Source organism: [Leptolyngbya] sp. PCC 7376, from assembly GCF_000316605.1.
Lineage (GTDB): Bacteria > Cyanobacteriota > Cyanobacteriia > Cyanobacteriales > MRBY01 > MRBY01.
Map to the genome: position 1 here is coordinate 2,138,728 of NC_019683.1, position 25,421 is coordinate 2,164,148.

Consider the following 25,421-nt stretch of genomic DNA (forward strand, 5'->3'; position numbering starts at 1 on the left):
CCCAACCCTTTACAATGACTCATCAAGCTCGTACTGATTTTGGCGAACCATGAAGTCCAAGTTTTCCTTTGCCACGCCCTATCTATTTTTATTTCCTGCCTTGGCGATTCTGGGTTTAACGGTCGCTTTGCCTGCCGTGCAAGCATTTTATTTGAGCTTCACTGAATATCAGTATGATTTAACGCAAACGCCGCAATGGGTAGGCTTTAAGAATTTTTCGATTTTGTTGAAAGATCAACTGTTTTGGAAAACCCTTGGCAATACGGTGCTTTATCTAATTGGCGTTGTACCACTGCTCGTGAGCTTGTCTCTTGGATTGGCGATCACCGTTAATCAAAAACTACGCGGCATTACTTGGTTTCGGGCGGCGTATTACACTCCGGTAATTGTGTCGTTAGTGGTGGCCGGGATTGCATGGAAAGCATTGTATGCTTCCAACGGCTTTTTGAATCAGTTGCTGAAGCAAGTCGGCTTTACCGACAATATTTTGCCGATCGTTGATCAGCTCTTCCCAAAAATTGATTTCAGTGGTGGTATTCCGTGGCTTACAGATCCGACGTTGGCAATTTGGAGCGTGATGCTCGTGACTATCTGGAAAGGCTTAGGCTATTACATGGTCATTTATTTGGCGGGATTGCAAAGTATTTCACCAGAGCTGTATGAAGCCGCATCCTTGGATGGCTCGGATGGTTGGCGCAAACATCTCGATATCACTGTGCCTTTAATGCGTCCCTACATTTTGTTGGTGTCTGTTATTTCGGCGATTTCCGCGACAAAAGTCTTTGAAGAAATTTTTGTGATGACTCAAGGTGGCCCGCTAAATGCTTCGAAAACGGTGGTCTATTATCTCTATGAACAGGCCTTTCAAAATCTTGAAATTAGTTATGCTTGCACCATTGGCTTAGTTTTATTCTTGTTCATTTTTATTCTGTCAATTTTCAATCTCTATCTGTCTCGCCAAACGAATCAACCTCTTTAAGTCAAAGCTTGAATGCTGAAAAACGATGTGGACTATAACGGCTGAACAACTAGGTGATCGCCAAATAAAATATCGTTTTTTAGAGAATGGTCAGACGATTAATTTTGATACTGTCTTAACGCTATTGCAGCAGAATGCAAATTTTAGAGCGCTTTTTATTGAGACTTTAATTGAAGTTCCATTTCAAGCTTTCCGTTGGGAGACACCGCCTCTTACAAAAAACACAGGCGATCGCCCCTTTGAGTGCGTGGTGAGCGATAGTCCAGGTCTTAGTCGTCGACCAGACCAACGAACTTTTCGCTCTCATCTAGAACCACCACCATCGGATCAGATTGCAGAGTTTACAAATCTTGGTGGTGACGCATGGCTAATTGTTCCTTGTGCTGTGGCTCCACCTGATAGTTATGTACATCTAGCAAGTTTTATTCGACAAGCACCAACCACCCAAAAACATACTCTCCTCAAACGGATGAGTAAAGCTGTACAGGAGCATTTAAGCGAAAAGCCACTCTGGTTAAGTACGGCAGGAGGTGGTGTGGCATGGCTCCATGTGCGGCTTGATTCCTTTCCGAAATATTATCGGTATGCTCCTTACAAAATCTTTGAAAACAAATAGTTGAATCGCAATTATCCACGCTTGAGCTTCGCCATGACACGTCCTTTCAGGATTTCGAGTTCAGGTAATTTTAGGAGCATTGCGAGTCCGAAGAAAATAGAAAGGGAAACGGCGATCGCCACGGCTAGTTCCAGACCTTGAACATAGAGATTATTACCGAAACTTAAGGATGCAACGCCGAGGGAAATACCCCAACTTGCACATCCGGCGATCGCACTTGCTCCCACTAATCCCAGTAGATTTAATCCCCATTCACCTAGCGGCAAACCGCCTAAACGCTTGCTAAGCAAGACAATCATAATTGCCATTGAGAAGATATTGACGCCGATGGTTGCAAAGACAAGACCCGGTGTTTTGAAAGCATTAACGAGGAAAAAATCGAGGACTGCATTCACAAAAATATTGATCAGACTAATGCGTGATGGCGTAACCCCGTCCCCTAATCCATAAAAAACTCGCACCAAAATATCGCGGCCGAGATAGAAAAACATGCCAACGCCATAGGCCATTAAAACCGGAGCCACTACCAATGTCGCGTCTGCTGCGAAGGCATTGTATTCGTAGATGATGCGGATAATGGTTTTGGCTTGGGAAATAAAAATCGCACTCAAGGGCAACATCGATAAAGCTGCGAGCAATAAACCTTGACGAATGCGTTGCTTCAGTTCATCCCAGTTTTCTGGTGCTGCCAACCTTGAGAAAACAGGTAATAGCGGTACCAAAATCATGTTCGAAATAATGCCAAGGGGGGTTAATACGATGAAGTTCGCATAACGCATCGATGCCGCTGCCCCTTCGATATAGGAGGCGAAAAACATATCGGTATAAACATTGATATGTAGCATCCCAGATGAAAGGGTCGCCGGAATCATCACCTTCAGAACATCTTTTACCCCTGGAATCGCCAGATCAAACCTCGGACGCAGCGATCCTAATCCTGATTTCCATTGGGCAAATAATTGGGCTAGCCATTGTAAAACCGCACCACAGAGGGTCGTTCCAGCGAGAACAATTCCGCCTAACCTCACATATTCGGGTGCATTAATTTCTCCGCCAAATAGCCAAATTAAACTACCAACACCAATCACAATACTTAGGCTAGAAAATAGAGGGCTAATCCCTGGTAACCAATATTGATCGGAGGCGTTTAATGTCCCGAAGCCAATACCAATTAGTCCTGCCAGAACTGACAGCGGCGCCATGATTTGGAGTTGGAGGATGGCTAGGTTGCGAACTTCTCCTTCTAAACCGGGTGCGAGTAAATCAATAAAGACTCCGGCAAAAACAACCAATATGATCGCCACAAAAAATAAGCCAATGGTGACGATGGTTGAGACCGTTTCGACTAGGGGAGCGGCATCTTTTTGATCACGTTTAGACAGCACACTCACTAATGCGCTGTGGAATGGCCCGTTAATTCCGCCTAGCAGAATGAGCAAAAATCCCGGAATGATGTAGGCATAGGCATAGGCATCCACCACTGGCCCCACCCCAAACGCGCGGGCGATCGCCTGTTCTCTGACCAAGCCAAAGACTTTACTGATGAGGGTGGCAAGGGCAACAATGCCTGCGATGCCAGCCAGAGAACGGGATTTTTTCGGGGAATCAGCCACAGCTACACCGGAAGAACAAAACTTCTCTATTCTTGCTCAGAACGGTTGCTTTGAGAATTTTGCCCTCAGAATAAAAATAGGCGATCGCCTATTTAGCAAAGTCTCTGATGTCTTATGAGGTCTACACAACTATCTTTTTATAAACATTAAAAATTTTATAAACAATGAACAAACCCCGCCGTAAACGGACGGGGTATCAGAATTTGAATAGACTTAGTTGAAAATCTTGGTGCAGTTGTAAATATTGTTTTCCCTGTTCCTTCACATATTTCCCAATCATTTTTTCATCTCCGTGCTTTCCCACCGTACTCGCAAAATAACCATCACTCCAAAATTCTCCTCCCCATAATTGCTTCTTTACATGCGGACACCTCCTGAATATTTCTTTTGCTGTCAGGCTTTTTATCATTGTTACCAACCTTGTCACACTGTATTTCGGTACTGACTGAATTAGAAAATGTACATGGTCTTTATCTATGCCTATTTCTAGAAATTTGATTTCATATCTTTTTTCTATTTCTAGACATACTTCCTTTAGCTCTGCATCTACCTGCTCATCAAATACTGCTCGACGATATTTTGCTGGAAATACTAGGTGATATAGCACAATGCTTACATTGTGGCTTTTATGAATATATTCGCTCATTTCTCTAGTCTAGAGCTTTCGCCGCAGAGCAGCGGGGAATCTACCCACAGAGATTGAAAAATGGCGGAATACGATGGAGATACCCTGACCTAAAGTAAAGACTAGACGCTTTATACTGCATGAGCGTATTAGTATTATCGGCTCTCGATTTCCTGCGAATCTTATGCCCACTTCCTCCGAAACTTCTCCTGATAACTGGTGTGGTCAATGCAATGTGATCGCCGGAATTATTAGCGCCAGCAGAAACATGGGATTGTACCAAGGCAGCAGTAGAAAACGGGGCAGATGCGATTTATTTTGGCTTGGATCGGTTTAATGCAAGGATGCGTGCCCATAATTTTACGGAAGCGGATTTGCCGAAATTAATGGCGTTTTTGCATCGGCGAGGCGTGAAAGGATATGTAACCCTCAATACGCTGGTGTTTACTTCGGAATTGACGGATGTTGAAGGTTATTTGAAATCGAGGTAGTGATGCGGCGATCGTTCAGGATATTGGTCTCTGCAAATTGATTCGCCATTTGTCGCCTGATTTTCGCATTCATGGTTCCACCCAGATGACGGTTTCGAGCAGTACCGGCGTGGAATTTGCTCAGGAAGTGGGTTGTCATCTCGTTGTTTTGGCGCGGGAAACTTCCATTAAGGAAATCAATAAAATTCAGCAACAGTTGGGTGATCGCCAAGTTTCGAGGCCATTGGAAGTATCGGAGAGTGCGGGTGGGCGATCCATTTTTTGAAGTGAGATACAATCCAAGAAGACACTATGCGAAACCCTAATTTGAGTCATGAGTCAAGGATTGAGATACTCCGTCGATTTAGTAATCTGCATTGATGCGACAGGTTCAATGAGTCCAGTTATTGAGGAAGTTAAAGCCTCCGCCTTAAATTTTTTTCCAAGGCTTGAAGCAAAAATGGCGGAGAAAGACAAGCAAATTGATCAAACCAGAATCCGAGTTATCGTTTTTCGTGATTATTGGGCAGATGCATCAGATAAAGTCATGATCAGTTCCAAGTTTTTCAACCTTCCATCTGAATCCTCTGCTTTCAGTAATTTTATCTCTGGTATTTATGCCGATGGAGGAGGAGATGAACCTGAAAACGCCTTGGAAGCCCTCGCTTTAGCTATGCAGTCTCCTTGGGACACAACTCAAGGCTCTAAACAAAGATATGTTGTTCTAGTGTGGACTGATGCTTCTGCACATCCCTTAGAAAAAAGCCCAAAGCCTAGTTATTATCCCTCTGATATACCTTCAACCTTCGATGATTTAACAGATGCATGGGATGAAGTAGATATAAAGTCCAAACGTCTACTCCTTTTCTCACCGGACACTACTCCTTGGGCTGAAATTCAAGACAATTGGGAAAATGTAATCCATTTTCCTTCAAAAGCAGGACAGGGTCTTGAAGATTATGAAATGGATGAAATCCTAGAGGCGATCGCCAACAGTGTCTAGATAATTTCACAACACTTTATTCTATTTATCCCCCTGTTAAGCATAGTAAAGGCTGTTGAAACCATGCAAAAACAACATGAGCAACCAGACAATTTGTTAGTTATTGATATAGAGACGAAGCCCAATAAAGGGCAAGATGCTCATTTATATCTTAGCTATTTAGACAGCTTTGTTTTGGCTGTGTTTGATGGGCTTGGTGGTCGATCCGGCATGATGGGTAGTGAACATGGCGCAAGAGTTGCTTCCCGGTCAGCTAAGACCTCAACTTATTCTTTTTTTCAAGATCTTATAAACAAACATCAAAAGTTAGATAAAACGAATGCTTTTGATTTACAAAGGTTTATTCAGCAGGATTTAAGGAAATCAAAAAATGACTATGAACGAACATCGAATAAACCAAGTTCTCGAATAAAAAGTAACCTAAAACCGTCAAAAGACATAGCAAGTACAACTCTTGCTCTAGCGAATATTTCTAAATCTCGGTCTAGTCAGAAGGCTTTAGATCTAGACGTAGCTTGGATCGGTGATTCTCGCGTCTATTTTTTGAGTTCTCGGAAAGGCCTACAGCAACTTACCCAAGATGATGTCAAAGAATATAAAGATGATTTTGACTCTGTATCAAACTCTGGTGCACCGATGACTCAATATCTAACTCCTGATATGGATTCAGACGTAGGAATAAATTTCAATCATTTTTCAATTGAGGAACCGGGATTAGTCATTGTAAGTACTGATGGAGCTTTCGATGGATTACATCCTTGGTATTTCGAGTATCTGCTCCTTTTCTTCCTACAAAGTTCAGGCAGCATGCGTGAGTATGAGCAAAAACTTTCAGAATACTTGAGAGAGCGAAGAGTTGGTGATGATATTACTTTAATTTTACAGCCCCTAGCTTTTGGTAATAATTTCAGTTCAATACAAGAAAAATATCAAGAAAGATACCGAACAGTTGAAGATCTTGCCAACTCTTGCAGGGAACTAAAAAATTATGCGGAAGTTTGGAATAAGTATCGAGTCAATTATGAAGAAAGGATTGAACAAACTGCTTCTCAGGTATCCAATGATTCAATAGCTCTTCTCTGTGATTCCGAAGTCATTAATGAACTTATTGATATCGATCTAGATTTTAATGATCCAGAACAGTCGATATCGAAGAAATCCATACAACCACCAAGAGGAAGTCAACAATTCAATGAAGAGCGAGCACCTTTAGAGCAACCGATTAGTTATGGTGCGAATCAAAAAAATCCTCAAGAAAGGATAAATGAACTGGGAATTAAAGAATCAAAATTTTCGAATCAACCTAATTATCAAAATCCCTCACTAGATATTGATAACTCACCAAGTCAAAATACATTACCCCCAATACAACCTCTTAGCTACAACACAAACCAAGATCACCCAAGTGATATTAGCAAAACAACAAATCGAGTAACGGCTCCTTCTGAAGAACCTAATACTAATGTCTATGTGCCAGACCAAAAAAAACAAGCTCAACCTTCTAACCCACCGTATCCAAGCCACGTCAAAAACAAGAAAATAGATTTACTTGCTAAAGCATCTGGCAATAAAATAAGTACGCATTGTATCGACTACATTTATATTGCTAAAGGATTATTATATGAAAATAAAGACTACAATTCAGCAATCCAAACAATAATACAAATCTTAAAAAGCAATTGTGAAGAAATACCAGCATTATCTTTCCTCGGCTTAGCTTATTTTATGGAGAGCAACAGTGGAGTTCTTGCGCCTCTTCCGAAAACAGATAAGTGGGCAAATGTTTTTCGTCAAACATTAAATATTATTGAGAAAAAAAAGTACTTAGAAAAAGACAGTCAGCATGAATCGATTCGCATATCATTAATAATTCTTGTCGAATGCTTAACTCAAGTTGAAATATCGAGTAAAGTCTTTAGTTCTTCTGAACTAAAAGAAATTGAAGCAATTTGTCGAAAAATAAAAACTTATCGTGAGCAAAATCCTCACCCATGGTATGTTACTGGAAAAATTTATGCAGCGCAGTCGAAAACAATACAAAAGAAAGAAGAAAAAAATTATATAGAACAGGCAAAAAAAGATTTTAGATACGCTCAAAATATCTATGAGCAAAGAGGAGACACTAGGCGAGTAAATGAATGCAATAAAGAAATAAAAAAACTTGATTCTGTGTGGAATAAACGTATTTTTTAAGGTATCAAAGTTATCAATGGTCTATAAAGTTGGAGATAAAATAGGAAAGTATATTCTTACTCGAACTTTCACTACTCAGAATGCTGGCCGCTGCCAATGGGGATTTGTTTCTTGTAAGGAACAGGAATACTTCATTAAGAAATTCGATTCTCCAGTCTACCCAGGCAAAGAAGCACCAGGTAGTGAAAAAAGTAAGAAAAAAAAGCGAGAGCGTTGTAAGGTATTCGAGGCTAGATATACAGCCATCAAAAATGCACTTTCGCATTTTGGAGAAGGTGGTTTAATAGTCCAGCCTATAGACTTTTTCAGATATGGCAATAAGTCAGAAGAGTACTTTAAGATATTTCATAAAATAGATACAAATTTACTTGCAAAAGATATCCATGCCCTCCACTTAAAAGAGCGTTTATCTATTATGACAAGCGCTGCTTACTCCGTCTCTGAATTACATAAAAAAAATATTATCCATTTTGATCTTAAACCAGATAATATCTTAGTCGAAAAAGCATGGGGAACATCGGCTAAGTTGATTGATTTTGATGACAGTATCATTGCTGGTGGGAAAATCGAGCCTGATGAAATCGTGGGAGATTTTGTCTATTATTCACCAGAGTTAGCTCGATATATTGAAACTGAGGGTGAAACAGAGATTCCTGATTTCAAATCAGATGTTTTTGCATTAGGTTTGATTTTCAGTAAATATTGGACGGGAAAACTACCTAATTTCAGCTCGGATTTCACCTATCCTTATCAAGCTATTCTCGCAGGAAATAGATTGAAGATTTCAAAGGGTAAAGTTCGTAAGTCTAGAATCCAAACTAGTAGAAATCTTCGGGGCTCCAAAAAACTTTCCCCAGAAGATTTAGTTGTTGAACTCATTGAATATATGCTGTCTTTTTCTAGAACTAAAAGACCAACAGCGAAAGAAGTTCATGAAAATCTCAAAACAATAATAGAGCGACTGTAAAGCAATATGAAAAAAATATATAAGTGCAGGAAATGTGGACATGAATATAAGCAAGATACTCCTCCCGTTGAATGCCGTGTTAAACCTGAATGTAAAGGTTCAGGCTTTTTTATTGACCTAACATCATATGGTCAACTAGAAGCTAGATGTAATGGTTTACAAGAGCAAATAACTGAGCTGAGGAAAGATGATATATCCATAAAAATAATAGAGATTCCATCAATAGAAACTTCGTCTATCCCTAAGAGTCGTATCAAAACAAGAATAGGACAGCACAAAAAAGAAACAGAAGATAAAAAGGAAGGAGAGAAAGAAGTTTCACGATCAAATAAATTCAAAGAACAAGTTCGATTTTTATCTGAAGAAAAAACAAAATTAGTAGTTCAAAACAACAATCTTGAGAGCAAACTTAGAGAGTTACAAAGATTACAAAAACAAACACATACAGATAAGATTATTCCACTACAAGAAGAAAAAGAAAGATATCAAACATCATTTATAGTGTCTTTTGTAATTAATGTAATATTTGTATTAATATTGATTTTCTGAGTTTTAAAAATACACATTTCAAGAGAATAATAGAGAAAACAACTTAAATAAAGAGCAATAAAAACAAAAAAAATATAAGTCAATAATTCCGTGAGTAATATATTTGTATAGTTCCTTAGACTGCCTTTTTTTTGATCCTATACAACTTACATTATTGATTAAAGGAAATATTAATCGTTTTAGTAAAGCTATATTTCCCAAGAGCTACAGAAAAGAACACAATTCCACCAGAACAAAATCCGAAATACATTACATTATGCCCACATACAAATGTCGAAGCTGTGGAAATGAATATAAACAAGAAACTCCACCTTCTAAATGTGAAGTCACTCCTCATTGTAAAAATGCTGTTTTTTTTGTTGATTTATCTTCTCATGGGCAATTGCTTACACTTAACATTCAGCTAGAATCTAAAAATAATGACTTGGGCAGTATCAATTCTGATTTAATGAATCAAAATAAGATATTATCTGAAGATAATAAGCACTTAAGAAATCAAACTCGAACCCAAAGAAAGAAATCAGTCTATAAAAACAAGTCTCTATTTTTATCAACAAGAAATATTAATATCTTTAATTCTGTTTTGTTGTTCATATCTTTTAGTGTATGTGGTGGGGGATATTGGGGGTACACAAAGTATCAAGAGCTAAAATTTTCAAGTCAGTCCTTAGCTGCCAACTTACGTTCCACTCGGCAAAGCTTAAACTCTAGAATTGAGGAATTAGAATCCGATAAATCTTTGCTGCTATCTCAAATAAAAGAATTAGAATCTGACAAATCATTCCTTGAAGAACGTAAAGAGTCGCTGAAAAATAAGGTGGATACTATTGATGATAATTATGTTGATATCCTGAAAAATAATCACAATCTTAATGTTATAAGAGAAGGCTGGAATACAAGCTGGGAAAATTCTCTTTCTCCAAACGATAGTAGTGATGCCCTCTCTACTTTTATAATTCCGGAAGATAGTTATCTTGACATAACTTTATACAATCTGGCAGAGGGGGCAGATGCAGATTTTGAACTGTATCATCATAGAGGTGAAAAGGTTGAAAATTCAAGGCAGGAGACCGAGGGAGGAGATGAACTAGATAATTTTTTTGTTGAATCAGGTAGCTATTATGTAAAAGTCTGGCTATATGGAAATAAATCCACTTCTTTCACTTTAAAAGTTTCTAGGCGTTAAATTATTATTTGTTGTGATTATGGATTCAGATAAAAAAAACCCTCGTTTACTATCTCTGTCTTGGAATGAACCTCGCTGGACTCCCTTAGAGCATGATCCGAAACATTATCGTCCACAAATAAAAGGAGACGCTCCCAGAAGATTACGAGTTGGAGAGCTGAAACGTATATTTAAAACATATATTGAGAAAGATGACATTCTATCAGCGAAGAAAACAACATCTAGAGTAAGAAATAATTTAAAATCTAGAACAAAAGATGAAGTTGAACCTGTAAATATGGTGGCAGCGGCCTTTGTTCCCATTCGGTCTTACACCCCACTACAAGGGGAAAGTCATCCTGGACATATTGCAATTTTCAGCAATAATAATCAAACGAGAAAAACTGCTATTACTGCAATTGAGTCAATGGCACTGAGGACTATTTGTACCTTCCCAGTTAAAAAATTGCAATGCACATTTATAGATCCTGTTGATATAGGGAGTAACTTTCCTTTTAATGGTAAGTTACCTTCATTAATAATTGGGGAAAGAATTTATACAAGTAGTAGCGGCATTCGAGAACAATTACAATTATTTAGTTCTCACGTAGAAAAGGTAATTCAACGTTTAGGGAAAGACTATGAGAGTATCGAAGAATTCAATCAAGCTAATTCTGTAGTTGCAGAGGCCTATCGTTACCTATTTATCACTGACTTTCCTAATGGTTTTGATAATAACTCCAGAGAAGCGTTAGAAAGTATCTTACGAAATGGTGCAAGAGCTGGAGTTTATGTCGTTATTCATGTTGATGAAGTTATTGAAAAACCTCGTGATTTCAGCTATAAGACTTTTAGTCATCATACTACCAGCCTTCTACCGACTGGAAATCACATAAAAGAGAACCCTTTATTTACTACTTCAGTAATTAATAAAGCATTCAATATCCTCTTAGACAAACCACCGTCAAAAGAACAATTCAATCAACTAACAAATCTCTTTACTAAAACCTTTAAAGAACTTAAAACTCAAACTTTATCTTTTAGAGACTTTTATCCTTCTGTACATTCAGCATGGTCTAAAGAATATGATAACCGCCAACAAATTAGAACACCTATTGGTTTAGTGGGAGCAGAAGGAAAATTAGAATTTTGGCTAGGTGAGGATGAAGACGATGAAGGTAAACCAATTAACGTCAGTCAAGGTTTATTGGCAGGAAAACCCGGAGCGGGAAAAAGCTATACACTTCACGCGATTATTCTTGGCTTAGCTATGAGATATGCTCCCGATGAATTAGAAATGTATCTTTTAGATTACAAAGAAGGAGTGGAATTTCAAATTTATGTTAATCCTGAACCTTTAAAAATAGAGACTGAGGAAGAATCTGATGATAAAGCCCTCCCGCATGCCAAAATGATATCTATTGAAAGTGACAGAGAATTTGGTTTAAATGTCCTTAAATATATTCGTCAACAAATTACTGAAAGAAGTGAAAAATTCAAAGAAGTTGGTGCGGAAAAAATAAAGGCTTATCGTGATATTACAGGAGAGAAATTACCTCGTATTTTCATAGTCATTGATGAATTTCAAGTATTATTCGAAGACAATGATAGTATTATGCGAGAAATTAATGATGTATTTGACCCAATACTACGCAAAGGACGTTCCTATGGAGTTCATTTACTGTTAGCGTCTCAAACCCCTAGTGTCCCTAACATGAATCGTTTTTTCTCAACTTTAATTGAGTTAAGAATGGTGCAACAGATGGATAAAAGTTTAGCTTCATCTGTACTCAGTGAAGGAAATAGTGATGCTGTAAGTTTATTAGATAGCCCAGGTAAAATTATCTATAACGATAGACTGGGAACAAAAGATTATAATCAAATAGGTCAGATTGCCGATGTATCTAAAGAAGAAAGAATTAACGCTTTAAAATATATTCAAACAATTTTCCATAAAAAGAATTTTAAACGAACTAAACATTTAACTGTATTTCGAGGCTCTGAACCTGCTAAGTTAAAACATAATATTCAACTCAATAAATTATTTGATTTTACTCGTTGGTTATCTTCTAAAGAACTTAAGGAATTTATTGACGAAAAAGACTGGAAAGCTCAAGAAACTCCAGGTATTGCTTGGTTAGGAGAAGCCATGAGACTAGGTAATCATACCTTAGCTATTTTCCGTAGAAGACCTCGTAATAATATGATTTTAATAGGAACATCAGAAGAAACTATTTTTGGCTTATTAGGAGGACTTTTACTCAGTTTAGTCAACTGTTATGAACCTCAACAAGTTCGATTTCATATTATTAATCTTTCTCCTGACGAGGATACAGAATGGACACAAATGCCAATCATGTTCAGAGATGCTTTTCAATCTTATTTTTCTGTTTTTATAGGAAAACGCTCTCTAGATAGTGAAAGTGACATCTTGAAAGGGGAAACGCTACTACGGCAAACCTTTGATGAATTTAAAAATCGCAAACAACAACGTAAAGAAAACCCTGATGAGTTAAATTTTGGAGCATCATTATTTTTGGTTTATGCTGTAGGAGGACTGAATTTGGCTCCTAATTTAATTCCGATTGAGGGACGACGTGGAGAAAAACCTTCTGAAGATGCAGAAAAACTACTAGAGCTTATTTCTAAAGGCTCAGAATTAGGTATTCATGTTATCCTTTGGCTTAATAATATGACTACATTAAATACTCTCTCAGGAGATAGTAGCCGTTCATGGCTCAATCATTTTGGCTTAAGGGTTGCTTTAAAAATGTCTCTCGAAGATTCTAGATTGTTATTAGGAGAAACCTATAAATTTCACCCAACTTTTCCCGTTGCCTATTTCTGGGATAAAGCAAATGCTGCGGAAATGCCAGAAAAATTCAAACCTTATACTGTGCCCTCAGCCGAGGAAGTTTTTGACTATAGTAATAAATTAATTAAACGTATTATTGAGTGAGGTTAAATTATGTCTAGAGATTTAGATCTTGATTTAGATGAATTAAAAAGATTTATTGATGTTGTAGATCAATTTCACCAAGTTATTGGAGAAAAGTTTGAATCTGTACAGACTGCTTGGGATCAATGTAATGAATCTTGGCAAGGTGCAAGTAAAAAACGTTTTACTAAAGACTTTGAGCAAACTCAAGACTCTGTAGAAAGAGCAATTAATGCAGGTCAAACTGCTTCTGAAGTTTTTTTAGATGTTTTTGAATCTATTGTTGAAGAATTTGAAGACCAATATTTATAAATAAGGAGAGATATTTAATGCCTGAACAAACATCATTTGTCAGGGAAGATGCTGAACAACTATTGGATACTTTAAGGTCATTTCATGAAACTCTTAAAACAGAATGGTCATCTGTCAAAAACCAATGGAAAAATATAGATGAGACTTGGCATGACAAACAATATGAAAAGTATTATCCTCTATTTAAGAAACTAGAATATATTTATCAAGAAGCTGAGACTAAATGCGAAAAGTATATTAAATTTGTAGATAGAGAAATTAATATTGAGAAAAAAGATGATGTTATTGATATTGCTTCTGTAATAGAAAAAATGTAATAAATAATCAAATAAACCATGGCACAAACTTCATTTGATATCGAAGATGCTGAATATTTTCTCAACCGAGTAAAAGACTTTCACGAAGTTCTTAAAGATGAATGGTTAACGGTTTCAAATCAATGGTATAGCCTTAAATTAAGTTGGTATGATTGCCATATTTATCAACTTGAAGAAGTTTTTGGAATACTTTCATATAAATATTCACAAGCCATTAAAAATTGTGAACAATGCATTAAATATCTACAGGATAAAATTGAGATTGCTGATTCAGCTAATGAATTAGAAGATTGTTTTCCTTTATTAGGTTTATATTCTAAAGAAATAAGCTCATCTAGTTCCAAAATAACCTTAGCTGAAAGAAGATCCTATGCTCAAGAAATTCTTAATGGTTTGAGTCATCTTCCTGAAAATTTTCTTGATAAAGCAAAAACTAAACTTAAAGGAGCTTATGCTCGATTAAGCAAAGAAGCTGTTGCCGCTTTAATCTATTATACCTCGGAAAGTGAGGGATATCGTCAAATTAATCGTTTACTACGAGGTGAAATGATGAAATTTGCAAATACTGAAAAAGCAATAGGTTGGAATGTCGCAAAAGCAAAACGAGACTATACACAACATATTAAATTTATTAATGAAGCTCTTAATAAATTACCAAATCATGGAGGAGTAGTTTATAGAGGTACTACAATAGATCCAAAACAACTTGCTAAATATAAAGTTGGTCAAATTGTAACAGAAAAAGGTTTTTTAAGTACCAGTAGTAATCTAGCTATTGGTCAAGCATTTTCTGGCAACGTTTTTTACAGTATCGTTTCTCAAACAGGCAAAGCGATTAAAGATTTATCTGAATTTTCTGGTGAAGATGAAGTACTTTTTCGACCAGACACAAAGTTTAAAGTTTTATCCGTTGAAAACAAGAATGGTGAAATTCGTATTTTTTTGATGGAAATTCAAACAAATTAATTAAAGTTGAGGAGTAACTATTATGAGCGAATTAACAGAACAAGAAAAACGAATTTTAGCCATGATGAAAGCTGCTGAAGAAGAACAGCTTGAAAATCCCCCCTCTGAACCTGTTAGAGCAATGGCATCTTGGAAAATGGAAGATCCTATTGGTTTGATAGAAGTAGGTGGTGAAGAAACTATTAATATTTCTTCTGAAATAACTGGTGAAAATACAGGAGAAGTTTCACAAACTTCTTCTGAGATCATAGATGAATCTCATTAGTAACTCGAAAAAGCTGTCTTCTATTGTGATTTAATACCCCAACCCGAAACCGCTCAACCCCAGCAACTCCAAATCATTGCCCTTGTACAGCACATGGCACAGTCGAAAGCCATCCTCAAAACTAACATTGCAACGATCTACTGTGAATTTGAAGATCCTAATGCCTACCGTCACGCGATTGAACTCACACGGCAAGCTTCTCCCTCAATCAGAAATTTGGGTTGTGCCCAAAACTTTAAACTATCTAGATTAGATATAAAGGATGAATTATGCACTAGTTACTATCCGATAAATATTCCTAAAAGCTTTGATGATTTAACAAATGAATGGGATGAAATAGATATCAAATCTAAGCGATTATTGCTTTTTTGTCCAGAGACAAGCCCATGGATGGAAATTCAAGATAACTGAGAAAATGTAATACATTTCCCTGTTGAGTTAGGGATAAGAACGACGGATTGGGACATTATGAAAAATGTCTTCAATACTATTAGCTGTAGCGTTTAAAACGAATCTTTAGAAAAGTGGAATGGCCCATTAATTCCGCCTAGCAGAATGAGCAGAAATCCCAGAATAATGTAGGCATAGGCATCCACCACTGGCCTCACACCAAACGCGCGGGCGATCGCCTGTTCTCTGACCAAGCCAAAGACTTTACTGATGAGGGTGGCAAGGGCAACAATACCTGCAATGCCAGCCAGAGAACGGGATTTTTTCGGGGAATCAGCCACAGCTATACCGGAAGAACAAAACTTCTCTATTCTTGCTCAGAACGGTTGCTTTGAGAATTTTGCCCTCAGAATAACAATTGGCGATCGCCTCCAATTTTCTACAGCAGCCCTAGAATTTTGAAAATCTGCTTATTGTTTTTAGGAGAGGAAAGATCGCGATCGCCATAAAGTTTTACGCCAGCAGTAGTTATTCCAGAGAAGCTTGAGATTACCTGCAGTAAAGCGCCATATTACCCATATCTAGAAGCATTGGGAAGTTGACCGCTTGAGTAGGAGTCACATCCTCAACCATAGTCGGTGCAAAACTGGTCAATACGGCCTCTTCCTCACCAAACACCCGCAATTTATTAAAAGAAATAGCAGTCGGTGCCAAGGGATTTGATACTGACCGGAAAACATTAAATTCAGATGTTATGCCAGAAAAACCAGCTTGCCCAACAAGCTCTTTAGTTAGGTCAACTGGACCTAGAAAACGTAAGACAGCACGACCAAAGTCATCTGCTGTGAAGCGCCCATTTGCATTTGAGTTAGTCGCACCTGTCACTTCGATGTCAATGCTCTTGAATGCAGCCCCAGCTCCGATAGCGCTGCCGATGATTCCTGGACTACTGATTAAGTTAAGGTCAAGCATGATTTTTGCGGTTACCGTGACTCCATTACCCAAATCAGCGCCAGACCATCGAGCTGTGTAGGTTTTTAGATTCACTGTGTGAGCTGGTTTGACATTGACTGGAGTACAGTCAGCGGCAGCATCCATAGTATTAAAAGTGGAGATTAGAGCTAGTAAATTTTTCATGAGACTTAGTTATTCCCTCAATCAGCGTAAGGATTCAGTTGATATGTCCTTGACTGATTTGACTATCACCGAAAATCTCGGTAGAAACAATCCAGAAAAAGTCACTTTTAGTCATGTCTTTGCAAAAAAAGTTTTGTGTGAAGACCCTTATCTTTCAGATCCATACAAAGTGTTAGCTCGAATAGAAACAATAATTAGTGCAAGAAGACTTACTGTCTGGAGAGTTCTTTGAGGCGATCGCCTCAAACTCTCTCAGTTTTTTTGAGACCTAACAAAAAATGCAGAGAAATTTGATTCTCTGCACTAATGGTCAAGCATTTAAATTGACAGCTCGAAATTTGAGGATTACTCCTGTGACGATGGCATATTTTTCTGATTGCTAAGGAATTTTGGGATTAGCATCGGGACACGACTTTTATATTGTTGGTAACTCTCGCCATGAGCATCAACTAAATCCTTCTCTTCCCAAGGAATTGCAATGAGCATATAAAGCGTTAGAAGTGCAGCAAAGACAAAGTGAGAAATGGTCATATTTGGCGTAAACCAAATCCCAAATAAAAATCCTAAATAGAGTGGATGACGAATAACACTATAAAAAGCTGGTGTCTGAAAATCTAAATGCTCATATGGTTGTTCTCTGAGATAGAGGTAAACTTGTCGCAAGCCAAATAAATCAAAGTGATTGATCATAAATGTCGAGGCGAAGACTAATACCCAACCTACGCCACTCAGGCTATACAAAGCATAGAAAAGAAAAGAATTATCGATATGCCAAACTTGAATCCCGATTGGCTGCCAAAACACTAATAGGGTTATTAGGCATAGGCTAGAAAACAAAACATAGGTGCTCCGCTCGATTGGTTCAGGCACAATTTTTGTCCATTTTTCTTTAAAGCTTTTTCGTGCCATGCCACTATGTTGAATGCCAAATAAAAGAATTAATGCTGCGTTAATTAGTAAGGCATAAGATAGTCCTATCACTCTTGGAGAATCTAGGGCTTTTGGGACGAATAAATTATCGACAAAGCCCATTAAATACAAGAATGTTCCGAAAAAGATGCCATAGCAAATCACGCCATAACTAAACGCACTAATCCTACCCAATGTGTTTTTCATTAGCTTGCAACAATATCTAGTTGTGCCTCAATTCGGTGGAGAAATCTCACTAAAAATAAGTGTTTGAGATATGCTCATCCTATTGAAAAATATTGATTTGTCTGGTGAGCTAAATGAAAAAATCACTTTTCGTCAATATTTCTTAGGAACTGACGAATGCATTTTTCCTTGACTATTGCTCTCTAAATAAATCATGAGGCGTGATATTTAGTCTTTGAGTTGTTTTTGATGCCAGGTGTCGAGGAAGGCGATCACCCAATTTATGACAAGATGATCGAGGAGTGACTATATTGCTGCTTTATGCAAATCGATATTGGGACTAGAATTATGCTTGCTAAAAGTTATTTGTATTCACTAGGTAAATAGGAACACCAATCACTCCAGCCACCAGCGTAAAGTTTGAGATTGGTGTGGCCTGTAATTTCTAGCGATAACCAATTCACACAGGCTGTTACTCCAGAGCCGCAATACAAAACTAGCTCTTGCTCTTTTGGGTATTCTTGCCAAAGTTCTTGCTGTTTCTCGAAGGGTAATGCAAAGCCATTTTCATCGGAGACAGCTTTCCAAGGGGAATTCATTGCTTCTGGAATGCACCCAGCAATGGGATCAATCGGTTCTACTTCTCCACGGTACCGCGCCGCATCCCGACAATCCAAAACAACCCATTGATCATCCTCCGCAGCCAAAAGAGCATCCCGATTAATGAGCAATTCCAACTGCATTTGAGGTTTAAAAGGTTGCTTTTTTATTGTGCAAGGAGGCTCAGGAGTGCATTGATAATTAGCTTTCTCCCATGCGTCATAACCTCCATTGAGGATACTGACATTGTGGTGTCCGTAAAATTTTAGGAGCCACCAAAGCCGTGCGGCAAAAGCAAATCGCAAATCATCGTAAATAACGATTTCTGTTTTGCCCCGTTCAATCCCTAATTTTGTGAGAGTGGCAGTGAATTTCTCTGGATCAGGTAGGGGATGGCGGCCGCCATGTTTTTGTAGAGGTGATGACAGGTCTTCATCAAGGTGTAGGTAATGTGCGCCGGGAATGTGTGATTTTTTGTATTGAGTTCTGCCCCACTCTGTATCGTTGAGTCGAAAACGACAGTCGATAATGACAAGATTAGGATCGTTGAGGCGATCGCCTAATTTTTCGACAGAGACAAAATAAGGCGCTAAACGATTAGTCAACGTTTTTGAGATGAGCAAATAATTCTGTTGACGTTCTTCATCGTGGCAATAGTCAAGGTTTGATGCAATTTTTTTGAGGATAATAATGCCGCGTCCCCCCGATGCAAATTCATTCACTTGCATATCGAGGTTATTGAGATAATGGTCTAAATTAAAATTATTTGGGCCATGATCCCAAATACGTATATCGAGCTGATTTTCCGCTAAGGTCAGATCAATGCCAACTGGCTGATCTTTGAGATCGTCGCCGTGGGCGTGGCGTACAGCATTTGTAAAACCTTCGGCGATCGCCATCTGACATTGCATCCAATCGTGGGGAGGGATACGGTCATGACGATTAATCCGGTTGCACTCAGCTAATACTTGATCCAACTGAGCCAAATCACTCGCAACGTGAAATTGATATTGGTCTAAGATAGCCAAAGGTACGGTTTACTGAGTTGCAGAAGGGTCATTTCTGGTAGTTTAGCTTAATTATGATTCAGATTCTCGTTATTGATGACGACCCTGCTATCCGTACGCTACTAAAACGCACTTTAGTACGTCAGGGTTATGACATCCACGAGGCAGATAATGGGACTACTGGCCTCGAAATGGCGATCGCCCTCCAACCGAATCTAGTGATCTGTGATTGGATGATGCCAGGTTTGAGTGGCATTGATGTCTGCCGAAAAATTAAAACACATCCACAGCTAACGACCAGTACATTTTGTATTCTTCTCACAGCCCTTGATTCGACCGAAGACAAGGTGATGGGATTAGATGCTGGGGCGGATGATTTTTTGTGCAAACCGATTGAAATCGTGGAGCTACAGGCACGGGTAAGAGCCGTTCTCCGAATTCAACAGTTAGCGCAGGATCTGCATCATCAAAAACAAAAGTTAGAAGCAGAATTCACCGAAGCAGCGCAATATGTACAGTCTCTTCTACCACCGCCTCTGAACCGCGCCCGCATCAAAATCGAAACTTGTTTCATTCCTTCATCTCAGCTTGGGGGTGATGGCTTTGATTATTTTTGGCTCGATAACCAACGTTTAGCCTTTTATCTGCTGGATGTGTCAGGACATGGCCTTAAGGCAGCTCTCCCTTCCATTGCCGTGTTGAATTTGATGCGATCACGCAATGGTCATCAAGGCGTAGATTATGGCAAACCCAAAGATGTCCTTAAATACCTCAGCACCAATTGCAAATTTATTGAGCAGCAAGAGCAATATTTTACGATGTGGTACGGCGTCTTTGATATTGACGAGCGGGTGTTGACCTATGCCAGTGCAGGACATCCACCAGCCATTTTGCTCGGCGATCGCCCCGAGGACTATCCCCAACTTTTGCGGACGAAAGGATTTCCGGTGGGGATGTTTGAGCCTGAGGATTCTATTTACCAAGAGCAGCAGCAATATATTCCGTTCAATTCGTGTCTTTATGTCATTAGCGATGGGGTTTATGAAAACTCCCGTTCACCCGATGCCCATAAAAGTTGGGAGGATTTCTTAGAATTGCTCATCGAGTCTACATCCCACTCAACATCGAAGCTTGACCATCTCGCGGCAATGTTGGGTGATCGCCTCCACCATGATGACTTGGAAGATGACTTTTCGATGATGAAGTTATTACTGTGACTATTTCAAGCTTTGGGCGTGGTGCTCAATATGATCTTTCATAAAAGTTGCAATGAAGAAATAGCTATGGTCATAGCCCTCCTGATAGCGCAGCCGCAACGGCTGTCCGGCTTTTTCACAGGCGATCACAAACTTATCTGTTAACAGTTGATTTTCGAGGAAAGTATCTGCCTTTCCTTGGTCGATCAGAATTTTGCCGTTAAACTGTCGCTTCGTAATAATCTGCGTCGCATCATACTTGCGCCATGTTTTTCTGTCCTCACCGAGATAAGCCGTAAACGCTTTTTCACCCCAGGCACATTGCATCGGTGCCACCACTGGTGCAAATGCCGAAACCGAGTGGTAAAAATCTGGTTTTCGTAATGCGCAGATCAGCGCCCCATGACCACCCATCGAATGCCCAAAAATTCCCCGTTTATCTGTCACCGAAAAATTATCTTCAATTAACTGAGGCAATTCTTTGGTGACATAGGTATACATCCGGTAATGCTTTGACCAAGGCTTTTCCGTAGCATTCACATAAAACCCTGCACCACTTCCCAAATCCCAATCCTTCTCCTCATCAGGAATACCTGTGTCGCGAGGACTCGTATCCGGAGCCACGAGCATAATGCCGTGCTGCGCTGCATATTGTTGAGCCCCAGCTTTCGTTGTGAAATTTTCCTCAGTACAGGTCAACCCCGACAGGTAATAAAGCACTGGTACTGCTTCTTGTTGCGCTTGGGGAGGGAGAAACACCGTCAACTTCATCTCCCCACCACAGGCGATCGATTGATGGCTGTAATATCTGACCTTGCCACCGAAACAGACAATTTCTTTTTGTAAAACGAGCTTTGCCATGACACTTTCCCCAATGACGATGTGTTGTAAATGCCGAAAATGTCCAGCATTTTCTGATGGGTCTGAACAAGTTTGAAAGGGCTTATTTTACCAACTCTTCCTTGGGGAATGGGATGAAGCCGGAAATGGTTTTGATGTTGTTACGTCCTTTCTCTCTGAGGCTTGTCAGCCCTATGGCATTAGATTTAAAAGGTGACGACACCACGAATTGATTCGCCTCTATGCATTAGATCAAAAGCATCATTAATCTTCTCGATAGGCATTGTGTGGGTAATCAAATCGTCGATATTGATCTTGCCGTCCATATACCAATCGACAATTTTCGGGACATCGGTGCGACCTCTAGCACCTCCAAAAGCTGTGCCTTTCCAAACGCGTCCAGTAACGAGCTGGAACGGACGGGTACTAATTTCTTCCCCTGCTCCTGCCACACCAATAATCGTTGAAACACCCCAGCCTTTATGGCAACTTTCGAGGGCCTGCCGCATTACTTTGACGTTACCGATACATTCGAAGGTATAGTCTGCACCACCTTTTGTCAGATCAACAAGATAGGGTGCTAAGTCTCCTTCCACCTCCCGCGGATCAACAAAATGAGTCATGCCAAATTTTTTGGCGATCGCCTGTTTATCGGGATTAATATCTATGCCAACAATCATGTCTGCACCGACCATTCTTGCGCCTTGAATCACGTTAAGGCCGATGCCGCCAAGACCAAAAACAATTACTTTTGAACCCGCTTCTACTTTGGCGGTATTAATCACAGCACCAATTCCTGTCGTTACGCCACAACCGATGTAGCACACCTTATCGAAAGGGGCATCTTCACGAATTTTCGCAAGGGCAATTGCTGGGACGACAGTATAGTTCGCGAAGGTGGAGGTGCCCATGTAATGGAAAATCGTTTCGCCATCTTTAGAAAATCGACCTGTGCCATCGGGCATTAAGCCTTTTCCTTGGGTCGCCCGCACCGCCTGGCAGAGGTTAGTTTTAAGGCTGAGGCAATATTCACATTCGCGACATTCGGGGATGTATAGCGGGATGACATGGTCGCCGGGTTTGAGGCTTTTAACGCCTTTGCCTACTTCAACGACAACACCTGCTCCTTCATGGCCTAAAATCGCGGGAAATAAACCCTCTGGATCAGCGCCGGATAATGTATAGGCATCGGTATGACAGACACCTGTGGCCTTAATCTCGACTAATACTTCCCCAGCTTTTGGGGGCTCTAGCTGCACGGTTTCTACAGTGAGAGGGGCTTTAGCAGAGTAGGCGATCGCCGCTTTAACATCCATGGGCTTCAATAATCCTTCGCTGATCTTCGTCTTATTTTTTAAATGTAGCGAGGGATCTGCGTTTCTTTTACGCTCTGCATAGATAAGTTACGTTGATCTAGATCGTGCGATCGCCCCTGTTTCAAATCACTGTTTCCGTAAAAACACGGTGCTACAAAGAAAAAGGTATTACCCAGAAACATAGCCTTTAGTTTTGATTTGTTTGAGGAGTGATTGTGACAATGTCTAAAAAAATAATCTTTGCTGTGGGTCTCAGCCTTCTGGCGATCGCCGGTTGTGATAGCGATACGACGACTGAGCCAAATGATGCCAATGCGGCAGAGCAACAGGAAAAGAAACCCCCAGCTAAAAATATAATTACTGTTGCGATTCCTGAGAGTGCAGTGAATGTCGATTTTCCGAAGGGCTGGTATGAAAACCCTGACGAATATCCCTATGATCTGCAATATTTCTCAAAAAATCAGCGGATGAATACTGGTGTTTTTCTCTATGACACTGGTGATTTTGCGGCAGAGATTGATGCGGATGCCATCCTTGCATTGCAAATCGAGGATCTCGAGTCGAAGCGGGATAATTTTGAGGAAATACAAGCAGTTACAAAAACAGAGCTTGACGATAAAACTGTTACAACCGCAGTCTTTTCTGGGGAAAAAGATTCGTCGAGATTCTATTACAAATTTGCAGTGATTGAATTTATCGAGAATCCTGATCAACTAGCTGTAACCTTACAAGTGGCGATTCCTAGTGAATGGGATAAAAGTAAGCCTGTCCTTGAAGCAATTACAGAGTCGATGGTGATCGCCGCTGTCCCAGAAACAGAAACTCCCACTGAGGATACAGGCGAATAATATTAACGAAAAAAATAGCCAGCTTACTTGCTGACCTGATGGTGTCCCCGATTCTATTGAGATGATGGGGATTTTATTTTTTCGAGATAACTTTCTAAGCTCAACCCTTTAGTCTCACTCATTGAGTTTAGAAATAACTTTGTTCCCAAGTCTCGCTAAATACAATTTCGGAGAGGGGTTTACGAACGCGAGGAGACATTTCCCGTTCCTTTAAACCTTCATCCTCAAGAGACGTCAAATCTGCAGGATAGCCGATTGCAACTGCTGCTGCAGGCTCAAATCCGATGGGAATACCATAAACCTCACGCGCTTTCTCTTTGTCAAAGCCACCCATCTGATGCACCCTTAAACCTATCGCCTCTGCTTGGATCGTTAAAGTCCCCAAAGCTTGACCGACATCATACATTCCATAGGGATTCGGGTTATCATTGCGAGTAAATCGTTGTTTTCCGACGGAAATCATCAGAATGTCGGCATTTTTTGCCCAAGTTTGGTTCGCTTCGACAATACAGCCTAGTAATTTTTGGTAGGCAGTGGGATTTTGTTTCGTTGCCATGATAAATCGCCAAGGTTGTTCATTAAAGCAAGAGGCAGACCAACGCGCCGCTTCAAGGAGACTCCCCACTTTGTCAGCTTCTACGGGGCGATAGCCATCAAAGGCAATGGTACTGTAGCGTTGGCGAAGCAAATCATGAATTGGATAGTCTGTTTGGGCTGGTTTTTCCATAAGAGATAAATGTGCGCAACAATGGAAGAGACAGGAACTTAGCCCTGCTCCAATACAGGATACAAACTTTTCTATTCGGATGACCGCGACATTCAAACTCAACACAGACTAATTTATGACTGGTTTTACCGGTAGAGCGGGACAGAATGTTCGTCAGATGGCGAATCGGAGGCGCTGGCAGGCTTGGCGATCGTTTCTTTGGGCTGCGCTGCTACCGCTGTTTGTGGTCTTTTCATTCCCCATCTTGGCGCTGGAATTGGGCTTTATTCTTGCCATCTCTCTTGTGGCGATCGCCGTCTTTGGGGCTATTAGCTTTGTGTTTCGAGGCTTAGATCTTTGGGAAGCGGCTAATCGTGCTGACTTTGGTGCCCAGGCAGAAGAACGGGTCGCCGAAGTTCTCGAAGCTTTAGAACCGAAGGGCTGGCAATTTCAATATGGCATGAAACTTGATCAAGGCTTGGGGGACGCGGATGTCGTTTGTGTCTCACCCCGAAAAAAAGCCTATGTCATTGACGTAAAATCCCATAAAGGCACTGTCATTTTTCAGGAGCATCGCCTCCACCGTCGTATGGGTCGGACAATTTACCCGTTTAGAAAAGATTTTTTGCAAATTGTGATGAAACAAGCCCTACAAGTTAGGGAAAAAAAACAATGGAGTTTTGTTACTCCAATGTTAGTTTTTACAAGGGCACAATTAGCTGTTTCTCAGAAAAAAATTCGAGGTGTTTATGTTATTGCCCAAGATGATCTTGTAAAGAGATTACAAGAGCTGGGCTAGCCCTTGAATCCTATTTGTCTACTTAATAACTAAAAGAAAAATTAGAGATTACTAAGGTAAAGAAAGCTATCTGAAACGATGAATTCTTTAGAGTCTTCAATACCATCTTCTGTTTTGAGACGCTTGAGATAGCTGTATTGGGCTGTATATTTCGCAGATTGCTCAGTCGAGATTTTTGGGTCGGTGACCTCGTACTCAAAAGGGAAAAGAAAGTTTCGGATAGATTCTATAATTTGCATCGGTTGAAGTTTCCTAAGAAAGAAAGAGTTGTAATGTCGAGAGTACTTTTAGTATCACGTTTGAACAATTCACTTTCTGTGACTGTGCAATAGGTAGGTGATGTTCCCAATCAATAAAAAAGTTCTGTGAGATTACAATCTTGTTCTATAGAAATCAGCCTTTTGGGTGACGTTTATCACGGCAGATATTTAGTTTGAACGAAAAGGTAATCGAGCTGATTGAGCAAATATTTCGACGTGTGCCTTAGTGTTATTCTGCCGCTGAGAAGT

At 39.7% G+C, this 25,421-nt stretch carries 26 protein-coding genes and 2 pseudogenes; 17 read left to right on the forward strand and 11 right to left on the reverse strand.

Annotated elements, in window-relative coordinates; translation table 11 throughout:
- Positions 1 to 49: 49 nt before the first annotated feature.
- Positions 50 to 979 carry a carbohydrate ABC transporter permease gene (locus LEPTO7376_RS09470; RefSeq protein WP_015133967.1) on the forward strand — a complete coding sequence of 310 codons (930 nt, stop codon included), beginning with the start codon at positions 50 to 52 and terminating at the stop codon, positions 977 to 979.
- Between the two features lie 25 nt (positions 980 to 1,004).
- Positions 1,005 to 1,595, forward strand: coding sequence for a DUF6940 family protein (locus LEPTO7376_RS09475; RefSeq protein WP_015133968.1), 591 nt, complete (start codon positions 1,005 to 1,007; stop codon positions 1,593 to 1,595).
- An 11-nt stretch (positions 1,596 to 1,606) separates the two neighbouring features.
- On the opposite strand, the gene murJ is transcribed toward LEPTO7376_RS09475, so the two are convergent.
- Positions 1,607 to 3,208 (reverse strand): murein biosynthesis integral membrane protein MurJ, encoded by a 1,602-nt coding sequence (gene murJ, locus LEPTO7376_RS09480; RefSeq protein ID WP_015133969.1) that lies wholly within the window; start codon positions 3,206 to 3,208, stop codon positions 1,607 to 1,609.
- 196 nt (positions 3,209 to 3,404) lie between these two features.
- Entirely contained in the window at positions 3,405 to 3,854 is a 450-nt protein-coding gene (gene tnpA / locus LEPTO7376_RS09485) for an IS200/IS605 family transposase (protein ID WP_015133970.1), read from the reverse strand.
- A gap of 519 nt (positions 3,855 to 4,373) precedes the next feature.
- Between tnpA and LEPTO7376_RS28345 the strand changes: the two genes are divergently transcribed.
- From LEPTO7376_RS28345 to LEPTO7376_RS26910, 12 genes are all read left to right on the forward strand, one after another.
- Positions 4,374 to 4,589 (forward strand): U32 family peptidase, encoded by a 216-nt coding sequence (locus tag LEPTO7376_RS28345; protein ID WP_264309009.1) that lies wholly within the window; start codon positions 4,374 to 4,376, stop codon positions 4,587 to 4,589.
- Between the two features lie 48 nt (positions 4,590 to 4,637).
- Positions 4,638 to 5,306 carry a vWA domain-containing protein gene (locus tag LEPTO7376_RS09495; protein WP_015133971.1) on the forward strand — a complete coding sequence of 223 codons (669 nt, stop codon included), beginning with the start codon at positions 4,638 to 4,640 and terminating at the stop codon, positions 5,304 to 5,306.
- Between the two features lie 63 nt (positions 5,307 to 5,369).
- Entirely contained in the window at positions 5,370 to 7,499 is a 2,130-nt protein-coding gene (locus tag LEPTO7376_RS09500; RefSeq protein WP_015133972.1) for a protein phosphatase 2C domain-containing protein, read from the forward strand.
- Between the two features lie 16 nt (positions 7,500 to 7,515).
- Positions 7,516 to 8,466, forward strand: coding sequence for a protein kinase domain-containing protein (locus LEPTO7376_RS09505; protein ID WP_015133973.1), 951 nt, complete (start codon positions 7,516 to 7,518; stop codon positions 8,464 to 8,466).
- A 6-nt stretch (positions 8,467 to 8,472) separates the two neighbouring features.
- Positions 8,473 to 9,015: a hypothetical protein gene (locus LEPTO7376_RS09510; RefSeq protein ID WP_015133974.1), complete on the forward strand. Its 543-nt coding sequence runs from the start codon at positions 8,473 to 8,475 to the stop codon at positions 9,013 to 9,015.
- Between the two features lie 256 nt (positions 9,016 to 9,271).
- Complete coding sequence (locus LEPTO7376_RS09515) at positions 9,272 to 10,201, forward strand: hypothetical protein (RefSeq protein ID WP_041763343.1); 930 nt, start codon at positions 9,272 to 9,274, stop codon at positions 10,199 to 10,201.
- 19 nt (positions 10,202 to 10,220) lie between these two features.
- On the forward strand, positions 10,221 to 13,139 hold the full coding sequence (locus LEPTO7376_RS09520; RefSeq protein ID WP_015133976.1) for an FtsK/SpoIIIE domain-containing protein: 2,919 nt from the start codon (positions 10,221 to 10,223) through the stop codon (positions 13,137 to 13,139).
- 9 nt (positions 13,140 to 13,148) lie between these two features.
- Entirely contained in the window at positions 13,149 to 13,430 is a 282-nt protein-coding gene (locus LEPTO7376_RS09525; protein ID WP_015133977.1) for a WXG100 family type VII secretion target, read from the forward strand.
- Positions 13,431 to 13,447: 17 nt separating this feature from the next.
- On the forward strand, positions 13,448 to 13,747 hold the full coding sequence (locus LEPTO7376_RS09530) for a hypothetical protein (protein WP_015133978.1): 300 nt from the start codon (positions 13,448 to 13,450) through the stop codon (positions 13,745 to 13,747).
- A gap of 18 nt (positions 13,748 to 13,765) precedes the next feature.
- Positions 13,766 to 14,713 carry an ADP-ribosyltransferase domain-containing protein gene (locus LEPTO7376_RS09535; protein WP_015133979.1) on the forward strand — a complete coding sequence of 316 codons (948 nt, stop codon included), beginning with the start codon at positions 13,766 to 13,768 and terminating at the stop codon, positions 14,711 to 14,713.
- 22 nt (positions 14,714 to 14,735) lie between these two features.
- Positions 14,736 to 14,978 carry a hypothetical protein gene (locus LEPTO7376_RS09540; protein ID WP_015133980.1) on the forward strand — a complete coding sequence of 81 codons (243 nt, stop codon included), beginning with the start codon at positions 14,736 to 14,738 and terminating at the stop codon, positions 14,976 to 14,978.
- Positions 14,979 to 15,071: 93 nt separating this feature from the next.
- Entirely contained in the window at positions 15,072 to 15,389 is a 318-nt protein-coding gene (locus tag LEPTO7376_RS26910) for a hypothetical protein (protein ID WP_041763347.1), read from the forward strand.
- Positions 15,390 to 15,502: 113 nt separating this feature from the next.
- Here LEPTO7376_RS26910 and LEPTO7376_RS09550 read toward each other — a convergent pair.
- From LEPTO7376_RS09550 to LEPTO7376_RS27480, 5 genes and pseudogenes are all read right to left on the reverse strand, one after another.
- Positions 15,503 to 15,709: pseudogene (locus LEPTO7376_RS09550) on the reverse strand (lipid II flippase MurJ); the annotation flags it as partial.
- A gap of 208 nt (positions 15,710 to 15,917) precedes the next feature.
- Positions 15,918 to 16,505 (reverse strand): hypothetical protein, encoded by a 588-nt coding sequence (locus LEPTO7376_RS09555; RefSeq protein WP_160148432.1) that lies wholly within the window; start codon positions 16,503 to 16,505, stop codon positions 15,918 to 15,920.
- A 345-nt stretch (positions 16,506 to 16,850) separates the two neighbouring features.
- Positions 16,851 to 17,621 carry a methanethiol S-methyltransferase gene (gene mddA / locus LEPTO7376_RS09560; RefSeq protein WP_015133984.1) on the reverse strand — a complete coding sequence of 257 codons (771 nt, stop codon included), beginning with the start codon at positions 17,619 to 17,621 and terminating at the stop codon, positions 16,851 to 16,853.
- Positions 17,622 to 17,962: 341 nt separating this feature from the next.
- Positions 17,963 to 18,805: a sulfurtransferase gene (locus tag LEPTO7376_RS09565; protein ID WP_041765392.1), complete on the reverse strand. Its 843-nt coding sequence runs from the start codon at positions 18,803 to 18,805 to the stop codon at positions 17,963 to 17,965.
- A 42-nt stretch (positions 18,806 to 18,847) separates the two neighbouring features.
- Positions 18,848 to 19,228 (reverse strand): annotated as a pseudogene (locus LEPTO7376_RS27480) (ATP-binding protein); the annotation flags it as partial.
- Positions 19,229 to 19,281: 53 nt separating this feature from the next.
- On the opposite strand from LEPTO7376_RS27480, the gene LEPTO7376_RS09570 reads away from it, so the two are divergent.
- Complete coding sequence (locus LEPTO7376_RS09570; RefSeq protein WP_015133986.1) at positions 19,282 to 20,424, forward strand: PP2C family protein-serine/threonine phosphatase; 1,143 nt, start codon at positions 19,282 to 19,284, stop codon at positions 20,422 to 20,424.
- Here LEPTO7376_RS09570 and fghA read toward each other — a convergent pair whose 3' ends face one another.
- Together fghA and LEPTO7376_RS09580 are read right to left on the reverse strand one after the other, a co-directional pair.
- Positions 20,425 to 21,264 (reverse strand): S-formylglutathione hydrolase, encoded by an 840-nt coding sequence (gene fghA / locus LEPTO7376_RS09575; protein WP_015133987.1) that lies wholly within the window; start codon positions 21,262 to 21,264, stop codon positions 20,425 to 20,427.
- 185 nt (positions 21,265 to 21,449) lie between these two features.
- Positions 21,450 to 22,559 carry an S-(hydroxymethyl)glutathione dehydrogenase/class III alcohol dehydrogenase gene (locus LEPTO7376_RS09580; protein WP_015133988.1) on the reverse strand — a complete coding sequence of 370 codons (1,110 nt, stop codon included), beginning with the start codon at positions 22,557 to 22,559 and terminating at the stop codon, positions 21,450 to 21,452.
- 221 nt (positions 22,560 to 22,780) lie between these two features.
- Here LEPTO7376_RS09580 and LEPTO7376_RS09585 point away from each other — a divergent pair, with 221 nt between their 5' ends.
- Positions 22,781 to 23,407 carry a hypothetical protein gene (locus LEPTO7376_RS09585; protein WP_015133989.1) on the forward strand — a complete coding sequence of 209 codons (627 nt, stop codon included), beginning with the start codon at positions 22,781 to 22,783 and terminating at the stop codon, positions 23,405 to 23,407.
- Between the two features lie 127 nt (positions 23,408 to 23,534).
- Here the strand turns inward: LEPTO7376_RS09585 and LEPTO7376_RS09590 are convergent, their stop codons facing one another.
- Complete coding sequence (locus LEPTO7376_RS09590) at positions 23,535 to 24,134, reverse strand: nitroreductase family protein (RefSeq protein ID WP_015133990.1); 600 nt, start codon at positions 24,132 to 24,134, stop codon at positions 23,535 to 23,537.
- 115 nt (positions 24,135 to 24,249) lie between these two features.
- Here LEPTO7376_RS09590 and LEPTO7376_RS09595 point away from each other — a divergent pair, with 115 nt between their 5' ends.
- Positions 24,250 to 24,912, forward strand: a complete 663-nt coding sequence (locus LEPTO7376_RS09595; RefSeq protein ID WP_015133991.1) for a nuclease-related domain-containing protein — start codon at positions 24,250 to 24,252, stop codon at positions 24,910 to 24,912.
- A 41-nt stretch (positions 24,913 to 24,953) separates the two neighbouring features.
- On the opposite strand, the gene LEPTO7376_RS09600 is transcribed toward LEPTO7376_RS09595, so the two are convergent.
- Positions 24,954 to 25,151, reverse strand: a complete 198-nt coding sequence (locus LEPTO7376_RS09600) for a hypothetical protein (protein ID WP_015133992.1) — start codon at positions 25,149 to 25,151, stop codon at positions 24,954 to 24,956.
- Between the last annotated feature and the right edge of the window lie 270 nt (positions 25,152 to 25,421).

Excerpts from the sequence above, each read along its gene's own strand:
- LEPTO7376_RS09470 (WP_015133967.1), top strand. The coding sequence starts at position 50 with ATGAAGTCCAAGTTTTCCTTTGCCACGCCCTATCTATTTTTATTTCCT.
- LEPTO7376_RS09475 (WP_015133968.1), top strand. The coding sequence starts at position 1,005 with ATGTGGACTATAACGGCTGAACAACTAGGTGATCGCCAAATAAAATAT.
- tnpA (WP_015133970.1), bottom strand. The coding sequence starts at position 3,854 with ATGAGCGAATATATTCATAAAAGCCACAATGTAAGCATTGTGCTATAT.
- LEPTO7376_RS09495 (WP_015133971.1), top strand. The coding sequence starts at position 4,638 with ATGAGTCAAGGATTGAGATACTCCGTCGATTTAGTAATCTGCATTGAT.
- LEPTO7376_RS09500 (WP_015133972.1), top strand. The coding sequence starts at position 5,370 with ATGCAAAAACAACATGAGCAACCAGACAATTTGTTAGTTATTGATATA.
- LEPTO7376_RS09505 (WP_015133973.1), top strand. The coding sequence starts at position 7,516 with ATGGTCTATAAAGTTGGAGATAAAATAGGAAAGTATATTCTTACTCGA.
- LEPTO7376_RS09510 (WP_015133974.1), top strand. The coding sequence starts at position 8,473 with ATGAAAAAAATATATAAGTGCAGGAAATGTGGACATGAATATAAGCAA.
- LEPTO7376_RS09515 (WP_041763343.1), top strand. The coding sequence starts at position 9,272 with ATGCCCACATACAAATGTCGAAGCTGTGGAAATGAATATAAACAAGAA.
- LEPTO7376_RS09520 (WP_015133976.1), top strand. The coding sequence starts at position 10,221 with ATGGATTCAGATAAAAAAAACCCTCGTTTACTATCTCTGTCTTGGAAT.
- LEPTO7376_RS09525 (WP_015133977.1), top strand. The coding sequence starts at position 13,149 with ATGTCTAGAGATTTAGATCTTGATTTAGATGAATTAAAAAGATTTATT.
- LEPTO7376_RS09530 (WP_015133978.1), top strand. The coding sequence starts at position 13,448 with ATGCCTGAACAAACATCATTTGTCAGGGAAGATGCTGAACAACTATTG.
- LEPTO7376_RS09535 (WP_015133979.1), top strand. The coding sequence starts at position 13,766 with ATGGCACAAACTTCATTTGATATCGAAGATGCTGAATATTTTCTCAAC.
- LEPTO7376_RS09540 (WP_015133980.1), top strand. The coding sequence starts at position 14,736 with ATGAGCGAATTAACAGAACAAGAAAAACGAATTTTAGCCATGATGAAA.
- LEPTO7376_RS26910 (WP_041763347.1), top strand. The coding sequence starts at position 15,072 with ATGGCACAGTCGAAAGCCATCCTCAAAACTAACATTGCAACGATCTAC.
- LEPTO7376_RS09555 (WP_160148432.1), bottom strand. The coding sequence starts at position 16,505 with ATGAAAAATTTACTAGCTCTAATCTCCACTTTTAATACTATGGATGCT.
- mddA (WP_015133984.1), bottom strand. The coding sequence starts at position 17,621 with ATGAAAAACACATTGGGTAGGATTAGTGCGTTTAGTTATGGCGTGATT.
- LEPTO7376_RS09570 (WP_015133986.1), top strand. The coding sequence starts at position 19,282 with ATGATTCAGATTCTCGTTATTGATGACGACCCTGCTATCCGTACGCTA.
- fghA (WP_015133987.1), bottom strand. The coding sequence starts at position 21,264 with ATGGCAAAGCTCGTTTTACAAAAAGAAATTGTCTGTTTCGGTGGCAAG.
- LEPTO7376_RS09580 (WP_015133988.1), bottom strand. The coding sequence starts at position 22,559 with ATGGATGTTAAAGCGGCGATCGCCTACTCTGCTAAAGCCCCTCTCACT.
- LEPTO7376_RS09585 (WP_015133989.1), top strand. The coding sequence starts at position 22,781 with ATGTCTAAAAAAATAATCTTTGCTGTGGGTCTCAGCCTTCTGGCGATC.
- LEPTO7376_RS09590 (WP_015133990.1), bottom strand. The coding sequence starts at position 24,134 with ATGGAAAAACCAGCCCAAACAGACTATCCAATTCATGATTTGCTTCGC.
- LEPTO7376_RS09595 (WP_015133991.1), top strand. The coding sequence starts at position 24,250 with ATGACTGGTTTTACCGGTAGAGCGGGACAGAATGTTCGTCAGATGGCG.
- LEPTO7376_RS09600 (WP_015133992.1), bottom strand. The coding sequence starts at position 25,151 with ATGCAAATTATAGAATCTATCCGAAACTTTCTTTTCCCTTTTGAGTAC.